This window comes from Bacteroides sp. 14(A) (genome assembly GCF_000526555.1).
GTDB lineage: Bacteria > Bacteroidota > Bacteroidia > Bacteroidales > Bacteroidaceae > Bacteroides > Bacteroides cellulosilyticus.
Genome location: NZ_JAGH01000001.1, coordinates 789,788 through 807,482 on the forward strand (window position 1 = coordinate 789,788; position 17,695 = coordinate 807,482).

Genomic DNA, 17,695 nt, shown 5'->3' on the forward strand with positions numbered 1-17,695 from the left:
TGTTTTGATCGAATATCCTAAAAATGGCATATTCTGATTTTTTTAATTGCTTTCAGTTCTTTAATTTCGCAGAAACAAGAGAGGTATGGACAGGTATAAGGTTACAATAGTAGATGACGATGAGTTGTCCTTGGATAATCTGGTATTCGGGTTACAGAAATTTGAAAACTTTCATTTAGAAGGTACTGCACGCAATGGAGTATCCGGGAAGAAACTGATAGCTAAAGTGCGTCCCGATTTGCTCTTTTTAGATGTAGAGCTACCTGATATGAGGGGGATGGATTTGTTGGATAGTATTCGCGAATCTCTGACTTGGGGCATGAAAGTCGTTTTTTATACTGCATACGATAAATACATGATGTCAGCCATTCGTCAATCTGCTTTTGATTATTTGTTGAAACCTTTTGAGGACAAAGATCTGGAACTTATAATTTCCCGATTTATGGAAAGAATAGAATTAGAACGGAAAGCTGCATTTTTTCCTGCGGCATTAGCAAACACTAGTCAGACATTTATGGTGTTTACTCCGACAAATGACATGCGGGCATTACGGCCTGCCGAAATTGGATATTTCCGGTATTGCTCTGAACGGAAACAGTGGGAGGCGGTGTTGAGTGGACAAACGCCGTTACCTCTGAAGAAGAGTACCACGGCCGATCAGATAGTGAGATATGCTCCTTGTTTTGTGCAGATTCATCAGTCTTTCATAATCAATATTGATTATCTGATGATTATCAAGGATGGTAAATGTGTGTTGTATCCGCCATTTGAGAATGTAGATGAGCTGCTGGTCTCTAAGAAATATAAAAAGGAGCTACAAGACAGATATTGTTTGTAAATGAAATATATATTGGTTAGGGAGTCGACACTTGAATAGTGTTGATAAAGGAAAGAGGGCACAAAACGTGATGTTCAGTGCCCTCTCTTATTATTTCACTTCGATACCTTTATTCTGCAAAGTGACATTCAATACTTTCGCATAATCAGCGTATTGCTTGTCAGTAAGCGTTTTCTTCATCAACTTCAAGTTTCCGTACACTGCATTGTGGAGTTTCTTTTCCTGGTCCTTCTTTGCAGTTGTGGCACGTCCCATCTGTGTAGAGAAGTATTCGCAGATGTTTGCTACTTCTTCATGCTGGCCAGCCGACAATTTTAAATATTTACTCAACTTGGTTACGTTGATGTTACCATCCCATTTTGCAGTTGTAGGTTGATTTCCTGCTGCAAATGTCGTAGCAGTCAGACAGACTGCTGTTATTAATGTTAATCCTAAACGTTTCATAATACCTACTTTTAATTTGTTATACCTAAAAACAATTCTAACTCTAAAAATCTAATACCTATTGAAAACAGCTCTAAGCGCTTAGCTTTTTCTTTTTACCTATGCAAATATAGAAATATGTTTTATAACATAAAAGCAAAGAAGAAGGAAAGTGCAGTTTAAGGGAGTATTTCTTGATATAGATCAATTATATGGTATTATTTTGCTTGTTTAAGACCTTATTTGTAATATGAATGTAATATGGTTATCGAACACGGGTGATCATAATGATAGTATTTATCCGGATTTTACCACCATCCCCATTTTTTATCCGGCATATCTATGGTGTATTGAATTTCAGATGAAATACCTACAAAGCCCAATCCGCCTTCTACATTGCTGGGCAGGCTGATAGGTTCCATCAGGGCTTCGTCATAATCTTCGTCATCCATGCAGTTTAAAGCTTTCAGGTAGCGATAATATGTTTCAGGCAAACTGAGCACGCGCACGGTGATATTTTGTTTCAGGTAGCAACGGGTATAATTCAGTGATTGGAGAATATCATAGTTGTCATCGTAAAGTGGGGTGTAAACTTTCAGCGTGGCAGATGAATTGGTGAAACGATTATCTGTGAAGATACTGTATTTGTTTTCAATGTTGGTGGGAAACATTGCATTTTCATCATCATCCGAGCTGGTGACATGTCCGTCGGTCAGGATCACGTCTTCACGGTTGATAAGTTCGGTATATCTATAGTTGACAACTGTGTCTTTCGTTATGGTGTAAATGTAATCTCCATTTTCATCCTTTATATAGTCTCCGTTCTCGTCTTCGTTGGGCGTGTAGATAACGCAGCGGAAGTCTTTGTTATTCACTATCTCCAGACGGTAATAGTTCTTTTCGTTAGGGAGATCCTCTAAGGTGATGCGGTATTGACGATGGGCTCTCATGCTACCCCATTGGCGGATGAGGGCGGTACAGGTGTCCACTTGCAGGCTTTGTAGGGGACGGGGAACAGTTACTTGCGAACTGACATGATACTTTCCGCCTTCCGCTGTGGCTTCCAAGCGAATGTTATCTCCGGGTTGTAAGCGGGCGGTGAGACGGAATATTTTGAAGCGCATACTTTTTAGTAATGCTTCATATTGCCCCTTGTCAAGCTGATTTTGCATATTTCCATAGTATTCTTCGGGAGATATGGCTTGAGGGGATTCAACCTGCTTATCGTTTACGTAGAGGGAAAGCGTTGCTTCATTGATGCGGCCGATGCTGTTTCCTTCACTAAGATGCAGATAAACGAGATTCTCTGTTTGTCCGGCATTGAGCAGGGCATTCATGATAAGCTGCGGATTTTGTTGTCCGGGATTATATGGGATTTCATTTTCACAAGCCATAAAGAGTCCGGCGAAAGCTATATATATAATAAGGTGTAATTTAATTCTTGTTTTCATAATCTGGTATGGCTTTTAAAATTTATAGGTATAAGTCACAGAGGGTATGCAGGGTAATATCGTCAGTTTCTTGATAACAGTCTTCGACTTTTTCTCTGAGTTGTATTGATTACCGTCTCCTTGATATATGCTGTTGTAAAAGTCATTGTAAATCAGATTGTAACCTTGTTCCCATTTGCTGTAAACCAGGTTGGGGTTCATAGCATTGTAGGCATTATAAAGGCTGATGTTCCAGGTACGCATGCCATGCTTGGTTTTCTTGTTGAAGTTGATACCCAAGTTTAGGCGATGACTGGCTGGCAGGCGGTAGTTGTTGCGCCGGGAAATATAAGGAGCAGATTCTATATTGCCTTCGGGACGGATGATAATGGTCTCCCGTTCAGGTACTGTGATGCATCCCCCGGTATTGAATATCCAGGAAGCTCCGACATTGATACGTTCACTGAATTTATGATTCAAACACAGACTGATGGTGTGGCGGCGGTCATATTTATAAGGAAACCATTTACCCTGGCTGATGGCACCATCTTTGAAACGGTGATCGGTCTTTGCCAGCGTATATGCCAGCCAACCGGTAGTCTTTCCCAAAGTCTTTTGTACCATCATTTCCAGACCAAAGGAACGTCCTTCACCCATTTCTACCTTTTCCTCCCAATTAGTGGAAGTGCCGAAAAAGGAAACGCCATCCTGATATTCCAGTATGTGACGCATCTGCTTATAATATCCCTCTATAGAGAACTCCCAGCCAGCCAGACCGGTATAATAGCCTCCAAGAGAGTATTGATTGGCATACATGGGGCGTATGTTTTTGGTAATTGGTACCCAAAGATCCGTAGGCATAGAGAAGGGAGTGGATGAAAGCAAGTGTACATATTGTGCCATGCATGTATAGGATGCCTTGGCGGAGAATCCCTGTCCGAAGTTGTAGCGTGTAGAGAGGCGTGGTTGAATCGAACAGTAGTTCTTTCCTTGTGTAGAGAACAGAGATGCCCTTATACCGGCATTTAGGCTGAGATGACTGTTCAGGTTGAAATTATCTTCAGCATAGAGTGATACCTCTTGTCCTCGTAGTACATGATTATTGCTGGCGGCATAAATTGTTTCTTCCTGTTGCTCCCCGTTTTCCACTTCCTGAGTCTTGGAAGTGGAGATGCCCGGGCGGAAAGTATGGTGGATATATTCTGCTCCAAACTTGATGTGATGTTCCGGAGCGGGTGTAAAATCGAAGTCCATGCGCGCACTCCAGTCACTGATGCCCGAACGGAATTGGGATAAATAGCTATAGCGATCTAATATTTGCCCCCGGTAGGTGCGTGTATCTTCCACATCCTGATTCAATTTCATCAGATAGTTATTGTAGGAAATAGTGGTGTTGCAGAACAACTTACTATTGAATACATAATTCCAGCGGCCATAGGCTATCGTGTTTCCCCAGTTCAGGTGGCTGTCATCTTTATAATAGACTTTAGTGTCGTCGTTGTTCTGATAGTAGTTGTTGCTGTCGGTGGTGTCAAAGTGGTAGTGGTCCTTTCCTTTATAGAAACCGATGAAGAGGCGGCTGCGGTCATTGAATTTATGGTTCACCTTGGCATTGATGTCGTAAAAGTAGTAGTTGTATTTATCGGCGTAATAATCATCTTTATCCACTATGAGGTTTTTGAAGAAGGCGGTGTGCGTGGCACGTGCACTAAGACTGAAAGAAGTGTGTCCTTTCCAGATAGGTCCTTCAAAATGCAGTTTGTCGGTAAGTGTACCTACACTGAGTGCACCGTGGTAATGGTGCATATCTCCGTCGTTGGTGCGTATATCGACAATAGAGGAAAGCCGACCGCCGTAACGGGCGGGAAAGGAACTCTTGTAGAGTGTAGTGTTTTTTATAGCTTCGGGAGTAAATACGGAGAACACCCCCAGAAGATGATCTGCATTATATACCGGAATACCGTCTAGCAATATCAGGTTCTGGTCCGGTCCTCCTCCGCGTACATATAAACCTGAAAAGCCTTCTGTTCCGGCTTGTACACCTGGCATTAACTGAATGGTTTTCAATATATCAGCTTCTCCAAGTACGGCTGGAGTATGTTGAATTTGTGCCATCGGAATTTCATACGCTCCCATGGCGGTGGCTTGGATGCCGGCTTCTTTCTTGTCCGAAAGGACAATCACTTCCGCCAGTTCATTATTGCTGTCCAAGCGGATATTAAGCACGGTGTCTTTGTTTAGCGGGAACGAACTGTGCCGGGTTTCGTACCCTAAATACGAAAAAATCAATTCCGCATCTCCTTCCGGCAAAGTAAGAGTATAGAAACCGAAAGGATTGGTGGCAGTGCCCACACGCTGACGACTATCGAGGATATTGGCACCAATCAGCGTCTCGGAAGACGCCCCGTCTGTCACGTATCCGCTGATAGTGAACCGACGGCTTGCGGTTTTCTGCGGCACGGGCCGCTTGTTTAGCAAAATATGTTTTCCGGAGATTTCGAAACCTATCGGTTGGTTTTCAAAAGCTTTCCGGAGAATTTCGTTAATAGTAAGGTCTCGGACGGCCAGTGTGATGCGTCCATTCAGACGTACTTCTTCTCCGTATATGAAACTGTACCCGGTTTTTTGTTCCACTTGTTTCACAAACTCCTCCAGTGTCGCATTTTGCAGTTTGATGCTGAAACGCGTTTGTGAAGGATTGGTCTTCTGTAGAACGCAGGTGGCAAATACAATCGTACTTTGTAGTGTACAGGTTGATAGGAGAACCGCTCCCACCAGGAAAAATTTCCTGATGGTGCGGGGTGAACAGATAGAGGATTTCATTCTAGTTTAATTTTTGTGTGATTGTTATTATGTCATTAGTTTTTGTGTATTCAAACTTTTGATTGCGGCAAAGCAGCGAAAGAATTTCTTCCAGCGTTTCGCCATCAGAGAAAGTAGCCGTCATGCGATAGTTCTGTAAGTCAGCGTCTTCAATACGAATGTCTGTGTGGAAAGCATTAGAAAGTTGTCGGACAATCTCTTGTAAAGGAATGCTTTTGAAAAGCAGTGTTCCGTTTCTCCAGATAATCTCTTCGGATGCATTATTTTCGGTATGTAGAGTCAGACTTTTCTTATCCTTATTATATATAGCGCTTTCATTGGGTGAAAGTATCAGGCTTTCTTCTGCTTTACCGATGAGGCTGACAGAAACGGAACCTTCCAACAAGGTTGTTTTCACTTGTGTATCTTCGGGATAGGCTTCGACATTGAAATGTGTACCTAAAACCTGTACTATAATTGCTCCGGCTTCTACTTTGAAAGGATGTGCTGCATCTTTGCTGACTTCGAAATAAGCTTCTCCTTGTAACTGTACTTTCCGGTCTTTTCCTCTGAAACGTTCGGGATAAGTCAGAGAAGAATAGCGGTTCAGTACAATTTCTGTTTGGTCGGGCAGTGTTACGGTACGTGTTTCTGCCAATGTGGATACGGTTTGCAATGGTACCGGGGCGAACATATAATATGCCCACCAGCCCAGTACACAAAGCACGGCGACAGCGGCTGCACCAGCCATTGTGTGCAATGAAAGGATGCGGCGTTGCAGATGCGGCAACCGTTTCTCAAGAAGTATCCAGCTATTGGCTTTCGAGAATCTTCCTCTCGGCGAACGGGTGGAGGTTGCGAGTTTATCGAGTATTCTTTCAAATTCTTGTTCCATGTTCTTCTTCTTTTCTATAAAGACAGGTAAAACGGAAAAACTCCCTATGCCGAAATTACTTTTTTTTCCTACATCCTACACCCGCTATCATTTTTATCTGGTTATCAAATAGATAGGTGGCGTGGGAAGTGGTGTAGGAAGGTGTAGGAAGGTGTAGGAAAGTTGCATCCTACACCGAAAAATAGAAAAAAAGAGCGTTTTTATGTTTGTAATTCACTAATTCACAAGTCCTTAATATGTATTATACAAACTCTGCCTGTATTCATGCAAATATCTCCTTTTAAACTGAATTTTCATCGCAGAAGTTATCACTTCGTAAGAATTGAGGAGTCAGGCTTCATAATCCCATTATATAGAAAGCTGAATGATAGAGGAGAAACTTGATATGCTCCTTCCTTTTTCTCCTAAAGCCTTAATGTTAATGTCATTATGCTATAAGCAAAACCTCGTTTTTCAGTTGAGGGCTGTGTAGCCCGCAGTTGTGGGACCGACAGCCCTCAATTGGAAAACGTAGAGCCCGCAACTGTGGGACGAAGTTTTGTTACGGGCAAAAGAACAAAAACAATAAAGCAAAGCTTAGTTTTCATACGGCCTTAAGGCATTTATGTACCAAGCTCACGTGAGAAAAAGCTAGTGGTAGGATGAAACAGAATGGAGTTGTAGTTCCCATTATTGGGGACTTAGATGGATAGTGATCTGTGTCTTTTTGCCTTCTTTATCCTTCGGGGTACAGACGATGCGGAATTCAGCTTTGTCTGTCACTCTCTTCGGATAGATCTTCACTCGTAGATTGGCTGATTTCTTCTTGGCAGGGATAATGACCGTCTTGTTTTCAATACTGAAAATAGCTGCTTTACCCGGCATGTTTATGCCATTAATGAGAACTTCCCTATCCTCATTTTTCTTTTCAGCGGCAATAATCTTTACGTCGAACTCTTCTGTGTCTTTGTTTTTGTCGAACGAATAGTTTTTGGTGGCTTTCTCAAAACCTACATACTCTTCGGGATAACTGGAACTGTTGTTACTGCATGCGGCAAGGATAAAGAGAAGCCCTGCGGTTCCTGCCATTTGTTTGCAAAATCTTTTCATGTCGTTTTAATTTAGTTTAGTTTATATAGTTCATGAGTAAAGACAAGAGCAAAAAAGAAATTCCCTATGGCGATAGAAATAAAAAGTGTTAAAGGCTAATTGATGATATACCTCAGATAATAGAGAAAATAAGATGATGGACTCTGACTGTTTATTAGAGCAGTATTTCTTTCAATCGAATGGTTGCTTTCTGCAATTGCGCATCCACCGTTTTTGTACTGATGCCCAACTCTTCTGCTACTTGTGCATAGGTTTGTTTTTCTTCGCGGATGCGGATGAAGACTTCACGGCAACGTTCCGGTAGCCGGTCGAGAGCTTTTACATAGCGGGAAAAAAGCTCCTCGCTGATCAGAGTATCTTCAGGTGATACTGCTTGATCGGAGTGTTCATGTAGGGTTTCTGTTGATAGGGTGGGGCGGCGCTCCTCTTTTTCTATATAGTTGAGAGAAGCATTCTTTACGAGTATGAAACAGTAATCTTCGATATTGGTAATTTCTAATAATTGCTTACGGTGTTCCCAGAGTTTCATGAAAACATCGAGCACAATCTCTTGCGACCATTCTTCGTGGTGAGTGTAGTAATAAGCAATACGGAACAGACGGTCATACGTCATATCATAAAAATCCCGGAAAGCAGTTTGCGAATCCTGCTCGCTCATTTTCCGTAGATACCTTCTGACTTCCTGTTCTGTCATATTGTCGTTTCATGTAATCAGCGGACAAAGGTAAGAGTTTCAAATTAAATATCCTATTTTGTGTGCTTCTTGTCTTTCTAAAATGTTGATTAAAAGATGGAGTTCTAGCAGAACTTGATAGATTGGTTAAAGTGTACTAATCAATGATATTAGCAAATATTTGCTTCTACCGTAGCTGTTGTTTTCATGATACTTCTGTTACTTTTTCAGGAATATAGATTTTTATTATCTTTTCAAACTTTGAGCTATATATTTATTTGAAGTGTAGATGAAGAATGACATTAATCTTTCTTTCGTAAATGTGTTTTGATCATATCCTCTGAAAGCATAGTCGTTTATTCATGTTCCACAGCTGCAAATTTAAGTAATATTCTATAAAATCAAAGCAAAATATAAAATAAAATCTAAAATACTTGCAAATACATATTGTTTGAATATGTATTTGGTTAAGTGTTTATATTACATTTATATCTGTTTTTAATCAAGAAGATAGTGATTATATGATTGCTTTAAAAAGCAAAATGATAGAAATATGCTTTGTTTTAGTGAATAATAAAGATTCTTTTGTTGTTAATAACATAAAAATAGCATCGCTTTATAGAAAAAGGCATTAATGTTAACATAAAAGCAAATGTAAACTATGAGTTTGTTTTTTAGATATAATCTCATTGATTACATTCAAATGAAATTTTTCATAACGAACAAGCTATTTTGAATAATAAAAAATAACTGTTGAGAATTTGCTTTTCATAAGTTCTGCTAGAACATGGTAGATTCTAGTATTAACACATATATTTAAGAGAGCTTATGGAGAAAAAAATTGTTTTATCATTAGCCTGCCTACTTATTGGAATTGGCTTGGCGATTGCGCAAACTCCAAAAACAGTGACGGGACTAGTCATTTTTGAAGAAGACAATCAGCCTATTGTAGGTGCATCTGTTTTGATTAAAGGTACAAACCAGGGGGCGGTAACAGATCTCGATGGTAAGTTTACACTTACTAATGTGCCGGGTACGGCAAAAATACTGAGAATAACTTACGTCGGCATGCAGACGATAGAGGTTAATATAAAAAGCGGGACGATGAAAATCGTGATGAAACCGGATGCTGAAGTTTTGGAAGAAGTAGTGGTTACCGGTATGACAAAGATGGATAAACGACTTTTTACAGGTGCTGCGACCAAATTGTCCAGTGAAGATGTGAAATTGGATGGTTTGGCAGATATTAGCCGTTCGTTGGAAGGACGTGCGGCAGGTGTATCTGTACAAAATGTTTCCGGAACTTTCGGTACAGCTCCTAAAATACGTGTTCGTGGTGCTACATCTATTTATGGTAGTTCTAAACCGTTGTGGGTAGTTGATGGTATCATAATGGAAGATGTTACGGAAGTAAGTGCCGATGAGTTGTCTTCTGGTGACGCCGTTACATTGATTAGTTCTGCCATTGCAGGTCTGAATGCAAATGATATTGAGAGTTTCCAAATTTTGAAGGATGGATCTGCGACTTCTATTTATGGTGCACGTGCCATGGCAGGTGTGATTGTAGTTACTACCAAGAAAGGGCAGGCCGGAAAAAGTCATATTTCCTATACCGGTGAATTTACCATGCGTATGACTCCGAGATATGCTGACTTCAATATTATGAATTCACAGGAACAGATGGGAGTTTACAAAGAGATGAAGGAGAAAGGCTGGTTAAATTTCTCGGATACTTATCGTGCTGCTCAAAGTGGTGTCTATGGTAAGATGTATCAGTTGATGAATACTTATAATCCGGTGACCGGTACATTTGCCTTGGAACACACAGACACTGCAATGAATGATTATTTGCAGGAGGCTGAGTACAGAAATACAGATTGGTTTGATGCACTATTCAGTAATTCTGTGATGCATAATCATTCTGTCAGTCTTTCATCCGGTACGGAAAAAGCTTCTTTCTATGCCTCTTTAAGTGCTATGGCCGATCCGGGATGGTATAAAGATAGTGAGGTAAACAGATATACGGCTAATCTGAATGCTACATATAATATTTCAAAACAGCTATCCATTAATCTTATATCTTCGGCAGCCTATAGAAAACAAAAGGCTCCTGGTACTTTGAGCCAAAGTGTGGATCCTGTATATGGTGAAGTGAAGCGTGACTTTGATATTAACCCGTATTCGTATGCGTTGAACACTTCCCGTGCATTGGATTCAAAGACAATGTATACCCGTAATTATGCTGATTTCAATATCCTTCATGAATTGGATAATAACTATATGAATCTGGATGTGGCAGATTTAAAGTTCCAGGGGGAGTTGAAATGGAAACCTATTACAGGGTTGGAATTTTCAGCATTGGGAGCTGTGAAGTATTCTGCAACTTCACAAGAACACCTCATTACGGATGATTCTAACCAGGCTATGGCTTATCGTGCTATGCCCGATGCTACGGTACGTGATCGTAACCCCTTCTTGTATACTGATCCGGATAACCCATATGCATTACCTATTAGCGTATTGCCTCAAGGAGGTATTTATCAACGTACGAACTATAAGATGCTGGGATATGACTTCCGCGCTACTGGAAGTTGGAATCATGTATTTGCCGAAAAACATATTGTGAATCTTTTTGCCGGTATGGAGACAAACTCTTCCGATCGTAATAAGACTTACTTTAATGGTTGGGGTATGCAATATACGCAGGGCGAAATTCCGTTCTATACTTATCAGTTCTTTAAAAAGAGCATAGAAGAGGGTACTGACTATTATTCATTGACTAATACCCGTTCTAGATCAGCAGCTTTCTTTGCAAACGCTACTTATTCTTATCAGGGTAAATATACGGTGAATGGTACTTATCGTTATGAGGGTACTAACCGTTTAGGCAAGAGTCGTAGTGCACGCTGGTTACCCACATGGAATATATCAGCAGCATGGAATATGCACGAGGAGGAATTCTTTGAGTCATTGAAACCGGCTTTGGCACACTTTGCTTTGAAGGCTTCTTATTCTTTGACCGGAGATCCGGGGCCGAATACGGTTACTAACTCTACCATGGTATTAAAGAGTTATAAACCTTATCGTCCGTTTGCCAACATTCAGGAAAGTGGTCTAAAGATTATAGATTTGGCAAATGACGACCTGACTTATGAGAAGAAACATGAGTTGAATATTGGTGCAGATATGGGATTCCTGGACAATCGCATCAACTTTGCTATTGACTGGTATAAACGTGATAACTATGATTTGATTGGTGTGATACAGACTCCCGGTGTCGGAGGACAAATTCGTAAACTGGCTAATGTGGCTACCATGAAATCACATGGTGTTGAATTTACGCTTTCTACACGAAATATTCAAACGAAAGACTTTGGGTGGACTACGGATTTTATCTTCTCTCAGGCAAAAAATGAAGTTACAGATCTGGAATCGGATGCAGAAGTTATTGACGTGGTTTCCGGTACAGGATTTGCACTTAAAGGTTATCCGGTACGTGGGTTATTCTCGTATCAGTTTAAGGGATTGAATGAAGATGGTTTACCTACTTTTATTGATCAGGATGGAAACTTGACGAGTGATGGTAATGATATTGATTTTCAAAGTCAGAAGCTGGATTATCTGAAATATGAAGGTCCGACTGATCCTACTATTACCGGTAGCTTCGGAAATATATTCCGTTACAAAGGGTTTAAACTGAATGTATTTATCACTTACTCATTCGGTAATGTTATTCGCCTGGATCCCGTATTCAGTAACGAATATACGGATCTGACTTCTATGCCGAAAGAGTTTAAAAATCGTTGGGTACTGGCAGGTGAAGAGAGTATAACCACAATACCAACGATTGTAACGAAGCGGCAGAGCGATACTGATAATCACTTAAAAACTCTTTATAACGCATACAATTATTCTACGGAACGTATAGCTAAAGGGGATTTTATTCGTATGAAAGAAATATCAGTTTCTTATGATTTCCCGAAGAAGTGGTTAGAGAAAATATTTATTAATGATCTTTCTTTAAAGTTGCAAGCTACTAACTTGTTTCTGATCTATTCGGATGATAAACTGAACGGACAAGATCCTGAGTTCTTCCGTTCCGGTGGTGTAGCGGCTCCTGTGCCTAAGCAGTTTACATTGACTTTGAGACTTGGTATTTAAAACATTAAAAGCTAATTAGATTATGGAAAAGAAATATATATATTATCCATTTATGGTATTGGCGATGACTGTAGCATTGTCATCCTGTGACGACTTTTTGGATGAAATGCCGGATAACCGTACAGAACTGGATACGGAAGCCAAAATAACCAGCATGCTGGTATCTGCTTATCCTGAAACTAACTATGCATTGCTGGCTGAGATGTCATCTGATAATGCGGATGATAATGGTGGCACCTGGACTGCGTATAACAAGTTGCAGGAAGAAGCCGCTACCTGGAAGGATGCGACATATAAGGAAGAAGACAGCCCATATTCTTTGTGGAATGATTGCTATAAGGCGATTGCAGCAGCTAATGCAGCTCTGGATGCTATTAATACTATGGGGAACCCGTCATCTTTGGATCCTCAGAGGGGAGAAGCATTGTTATGCCGTGCCTACAACCACTTTGTTCTGGTCAATATTTTTAGTAAGGCGTATAGTCCGAAAACCAGCACTACGGATTTAGGCATTCCATATATGACTCATTTGGAAACTACCGTGTCTCCTGAATATACTCGCGGAACTGTAGCGGAAGTCTATGAAAAAATTGCAGCTGATATAGAAGCCGGACTACCTTTATTGAATGATGCTATTTATTCTGTTCCTAAATATCATTTTAATAAAAAAGCCGGATATGCTTTCGCAACACGTTTTTATCTTTATTATGTAAAGGATGATAAATCAAACTATGATAAGGCCATTCAGTATGCAACGGTGGTTCTGACAGAAAATCCGACGGCAATGTTGCGGGACTGGGCTACTGTCGGAGCACTGAGTCCTAATAACTCTATCCGTGCCACTGCATTTATCAATGTAAGCGAGAAGGCTAATCTGTTATTATATTCAACGAGTTCTTCATGGGGAAGAATTCACGGACCTTATGGGTTAGGAGAAAAATATACTCATAATGATATGATAGCCAATAAGGAGACTTGTAAGACAATCTCTATCTGGGGTGGTTATTCCATGCTTTATTTCAGCATACCGTCTTATCAGGGACTTCCCAAAGTTATAATGGGAAAGATGGCTGAATATTTTGAAATAACAGATCCTGTGAATGATATTGGTAATGCCCATGTGATGTTTCCAGCTTTCACAACTGATGAGGTAATTCTGAATCGTGCTGAAGCCTACACAATGAAAAAAGACTATACGAAAGCAGCAGCGGATTTGGATACATGGATACATGCTTTCACTAAATCCACGAATACTGTAACGGTAGAGTCTGTCAATGCATTGTATGGAGAATATTCAGAAGCAACCGGTACGGGTATGAAATTTTATACTCCGAAAGCTCCTACTCCTAAAAAGGCGCTGCATCCTGATTTTACGGTAGAATCGGGTACACAAGAAAACCTTATTCATGCAATTTTGCATGTACGCCGTATATTGACCTTGCATGAAGGCTTGCGTTGGTTTGATATTAAGAGATATGGTTTGGAAATTTATCGTCGTACTGTATATAACAATGAAATTACTGTGAACGATGAATTGAAAGCGGATGATTCACGTCGGGCTATTCAGTTACCGCAAAGCGTAATAACAGCAGGATTGGAAGCTAATCCGCGTAATTAATCGGTTAATTTTAAAAAGAAAAATTATGAAGAAATATTTATATATATTAGGCATAGCGGCTTCATTGCTGAACTTTACAAGTTGTAGCGAAGATGATCTGGACCCTAAGAGCATTTTTGAAGATCAGCCGACAAGTGAACAAAATGATTTTGATAAATGGATCCTCGCTAACTATACAATGCCTTATAATATCGCATTGAAATATCATATGGAGGATATTGAATCTAATCATGATTATACTCTGGCTCCTGCTGATTATGATAAATCGGTGAAGTTGGCGCATATCGTGAAGTATGCATGGCTGGAAACCTATGATGAAGTGGCGGGTATCGACTTTACGCGTCAGTATGTGCCCAAAGTTCTTCATTTGGTAGGTTCCGCTGCCTACGAGGACAATGGAACGATGGTGCTTGGTACTGCGGAAGGTGGGTTAAAGGTTACTTTATATCTTGTAAACAATCTGAAGATAGATGCAGATTTTCTGAATGAGTACTATTTTAAGACCATGCATCATGAGTTTGCCCATATCCTTCACCAGACAAAGAGTTATGATCCAGATTATGACCGTATTTCCGAGGGGCTTTATGTGAGTGGTGACTGGTATCTGGAGTCTGATGAAGATGCGTTGGCAAGTGGTTTCATTTCTCCTTATGCAATGAGCGAACCTCGTGAAGATATTGCGGAAGTTACTTCTATTTATATCACAAATACGGCTGAGTATTGGGCGAAACAGATGGAAGCAGCCGGAACCAAAGGTGCTGAAATCATCAATCAGAAATTGACGATTGTAAAGAATTACATGCAAACAGCATGGAATATTGATATGGACGAACTCCGTGACGTTGTTCAGCGTCGTATGAGTGATGTTGTAACCGGAGAAATTGATTTGGAAACACTTAAATAAATATGAAAAATGATGAAAAAAATATATTATATTCTATTTTTATTGCTCGCCGGATTCTGCTTCAACTCATGTGTAAGTGAAGAAGAGGACTTATTTGATAAGTCGGCAGCTGAAAGGATGAATGAAGCTTTGACTAAATATAAAGCTATTCTTCAGGATGATCCGCAGGGTTGGGTAATGGAGTTCTATCCGAGCGACCGTTCGATGGGTGGATATACTTATACTGCAAAGTTCGATAATGGTAAGGTTGATATGACTTCGGAATTATCTTTAAATTCCAGCAGCGGTGATAAATGGCCGGCTGGTACGGTAGTGACTTCGTATTACCGGGTTATCTCCGAACAAAGTGCACTTCTTACATTCGATACTTACAATTTGTTGTTCCATTTCTTTTCAGAACCAAGAGGGTCCAGTGATGTTGACGGATATGCCAGCGACTATGAGTTTGTGTTTATGGAAGTGAGTGAAGACCGCATTGTACTAAAAGGAAAGAAATATGGCAATAAGATGGTCATGACTAAACTGACTGAGAGTGCTGGTAGCTATATGCAAAAGGTACTGGATATGCAGGAAAAAATGGCAGCCGTACCTCGCATGAAAATGGTAGTGGGAGGAAAAGAATATACTGTCAGCATGGTGGGCAAATTACTTTCTTATACGGATATGAAAGAAGACAGCTCCTTGGAAAATATAGACATGGCATATATTTATACTCCGGATGGAATAAACCTCTATGAACCGCTTACGGTAAATGGAATTACTTTTCAACGCTTAGTCTATGACGATGCTACGGGGGCTATAAAAGCTACGGATGCAGATGTTTCTTTTCCTTATCCTACAGCTTTGGAGCAGTTCTGTGGGACAACTTCTCAATGGTACCTTTCTTTTGATATAGCTGCGGGGACTGGAGATATGGACAAGGAACTGATGGATTTATTCAGTAATGCTTATGCAATAAATAAATCGACCCAGTATGAAGAGTTTATTGGTTGGTATATTGGAGCAAATTCTGCCTATCCGGGAAATGATACAAACCCATATTGTATGGGTTGGGAATCTAATTGGTTAGGATTACAGGTTTGGGATGTTGCATATGGATATAAAATGTCTATTATAGATGAGGCGAGCAAAAAAATCTCTCTTCAATCCACTGCTCCTGGCATTAACTATGATTTTTATGTATTCTTAGATCCTATCATAGAGTATGTTGACGCGCATAGTCCCTATACTGTGGAATTTGATGATGATCAGACTCCTACTACTGCTAAGTTGGTTAGTACAGTTGATAATAAGGTCTGGTTTAGTTTAACTAAGCAATGATTTATTAATTAAGAAAGATACTGTTATGAATAGGAAAGTAATTTTATCTGTAGTGGCCTCTATGATAGTGCTTTTAGTTGGAATCCCCTTCTTTATGTATGGAGAAGATGGATATTCATTCCCACAAGCATTGTTAATGGTTATTTTAATAGATTTGTTGTGTTATTCACCGGCAAATTTGGTGATTGCTAAGAAATCTGATGAAATTTCTGTCTTGAAGCAAATACTGAAGTATATAATAGTGGCGGCACTTATTATGTTGTTACTGATATTCTTTGATAGTAAACATTCTTTTGCGGAATCGTTGTGTATTGCATTGGGAGTAACTTTCTTTATTTATCTCTCTGATACAATTATTAATGCTTCGGTTCGAAAACTTTTGAAAACTAAAAAATAAACTGTTTAGCGTATGAAAAAAATAAATATTTTATGGATGCTGATAGGATGCCTGTTCTTGGTAACGTCCTGTTCAGATGATGATGATTCTGCCGTTGCATCCTTACAGGTGATAAAGTCTGATGTATCTTTCACTGCCATCGCAACTACCGGCACTATAGAGGTACAAAGTAATTCTGCCATTACGGCGGTAAGCAATCAGGATTGGTGTACGGTTACTGTTAACGGTAATGTCGTGACAGTGGCGGTTCCTACTTATACTGGTCTTGTAGGCCGAAATGCGGTTGTTGAAATATCGAATACCTTAGATAGCAAGGTGCGTGTACCTGTGTCACAAGCCGGTGGAGTATGGTATGTGAACGGAGATGATCTTTACGGACTGTCTGACGAAGAAAGTACTATAACGATCCCTGTGAAGAGTGATTATGACTATACTGTTGATATGCCGGCTTGGATAACCGGTGAGAAAGTAAAAGAAGGTTATAATTTTACTTTAACAGAGAATACGACTGGAAATGCCCGTAAAGGAACTGTAATATTCAAGAGCCAAAAAGGAACTAAAGAAATAACTTTTGTTCAGTTTGGTGTGAATGATATTGCAGGTACTTATGAAGCTACTTATTCTACTTTTGGTGAAGGGGATGATTGGGTGAGTGAAACTGTGAAAATAGAACTTTTGCAAGATGAAGAAAATGAAGCGGTTTTCTATGCAGACGGTCTGAGTTCTATAAGAGGAGTTGTATTGCCTCTGAAATTCGATGGTGAAACCTACCAATTGAGTGCCCTTAACGGACAATATCTTGGATTTATAGAATCACAAAAATGGTATCTTTATACCATTGTGAGAAGTGAAGCGGGCTATGTACATGCGGACACATCATTGTCCTATCCAGCTATAGCTGAGCTTGATGTAGACGATGAAGAATTAATGCCTTTCTTCCCTTTCAAGGATAAAAAGGGATTTTCTTTTACAGGAGAAACAGGGACTATAAAGAGTTTTATCGATGCTATAGGAGTTTATGTCTTTGCTTCTAAGTCTCCAACGTTTGGTAACAATAATAATCTTGGTTATTATGATATCTTTAAAGATCTATCAATAAAGAAAATAAAAGCAGATCATTAGAATTCTCTCTGACGAATTAGGTT

The 17,695-nt window shown here is 39.9% G+C and carries 13 protein-coding genes; 7 read left to right on the top strand and 6 right to left on the bottom strand.

Features of this window, described 5'->3' with window-relative positions:
- Positions 1–85 precede the first annotated feature (85 nt).
- Complete coding sequence (locus tag K429_RS0102760) at positions 86–838, top strand: LytTR family DNA-binding domain-containing protein (protein WP_025725971.1); 753 nt, start codon at positions 86–88, stop codon at positions 836–838.
- 90 nt (positions 839–928) lie between these two features.
- Here the strand turns inward: K429_RS0102760 and K429_RS0102765 are convergent, their stop codons facing one another.
- The 6 genes from K429_RS0102765 to K429_RS0102790 all read right to left on the bottom strand — a co-directional run bounded on the left by K429_RS0102765 (position 929) and on the right by K429_RS0102790 (position 8,171).
- Positions 929–1,282, bottom strand: coding sequence for a hypothetical protein (locus K429_RS0102765; RefSeq protein ID WP_007210183.1), 354 nt, complete (start codon positions 1,280–1,282; stop codon positions 929–931).
- A gap of 287 nt (positions 1,283–1,569) precedes the next feature.
- A complete protein-coding gene (locus K429_RS0102770; RefSeq protein ID WP_007218868.1) occupies positions 1,570–2,712 on the bottom strand; it encodes a DUF4249 domain-containing protein in 1,143 nt (380 codons plus the stop codon).
- Positions 2,713–2,727: 15 nt separating this feature from the next.
- Positions 2,728–5,514, bottom strand: coding sequence for a TonB-dependent receptor (locus K429_RS0102775; RefSeq protein ID WP_025725972.1), 2,787 nt, complete (start codon positions 5,512–5,514; stop codon positions 2,728–2,730).
- A 1-nt stretch (position 5,515) separates the two neighbouring features.
- Positions 5,516–6,388 (bottom strand): FecR family protein, encoded by an 873-nt coding sequence (locus K429_RS0102780; protein ID WP_022208230.1) that lies wholly within the window; start codon positions 6,386–6,388, stop codon positions 5,516–5,518.
- 669 nt (positions 6,389–7,057) lie between these two features.
- Positions 7,058–7,477, bottom strand: a complete 420-nt coding sequence (locus K429_RS0102785) for a hypothetical protein (RefSeq protein ID WP_007218871.1) — start codon at positions 7,475–7,477, stop codon at positions 7,058–7,060.
- 154 nt (positions 7,478–7,631) lie between these two features.
- Positions 7,632–8,171 (bottom strand): RNA polymerase sigma-70 factor, encoded by a 540-nt coding sequence (locus K429_RS0102790; protein WP_025725973.1) that lies wholly within the window; start codon positions 8,169–8,171, stop codon positions 7,632–7,634.
- Positions 8,172–8,978: 807 nt separating this feature from the next.
- On the opposite strand from K429_RS0102790, the gene K429_RS0102795 reads away from it, so the two are divergent.
- From K429_RS0102795 to K429_RS0102820, 6 genes are read left to right on the top strand one after another with little or no spacing between them, the layout of a single operon-like run.
- A complete protein-coding gene (locus tag K429_RS0102795; RefSeq protein WP_007218873.1) occupies positions 8,979–12,311 on the top strand; it encodes a SusC/RagA family TonB-linked outer membrane protein in 3,333 nt (1,110 codons plus the stop codon).
- Between the two features lie 22 nt (positions 12,312–12,333).
- Complete coding sequence (locus K429_RS0102800) at positions 12,334–13,929, top strand: RagB/SusD family nutrient uptake outer membrane protein (protein WP_007210194.1); 1,596 nt, start codon at positions 12,334–12,336, stop codon at positions 13,927–13,929.
- Between the two features lie 25 nt (positions 13,930–13,954).
- Complete coding sequence (locus K429_RS0102805) at positions 13,955–14,833, top strand: putative zinc-binding metallopeptidase (protein ID WP_025725974.1); 879 nt, start codon at positions 13,955–13,957, stop codon at positions 14,831–14,833.
- 9 nt (positions 14,834–14,842) lie between these two features.
- On the top strand, positions 14,843–16,153 hold the full coding sequence (locus K429_RS0102810; RefSeq protein ID WP_007218875.1) for a DUF4302 domain-containing protein: 1,311 nt from the start codon (positions 14,843–14,845) through the stop codon (positions 16,151–16,153).
- Between the two features lie 25 nt (positions 16,154–16,178).
- Positions 16,179–16,550, top strand: coding sequence for a hypothetical protein (locus K429_RS0102815; protein WP_007210197.1), 372 nt, complete (start codon positions 16,179–16,181; stop codon positions 16,548–16,550).
- Positions 16,551–16,562: 12 nt separating this feature from the next.
- On the top strand, positions 16,563–17,672 hold the full coding sequence (locus tag K429_RS0102820; protein WP_007218877.1) for a BACON domain-containing protein: 1,110 nt from the start codon (positions 16,563–16,565) through the stop codon (positions 17,670–17,672).
- Positions 17,673–17,695: the final 23 nt, after the last annotated feature.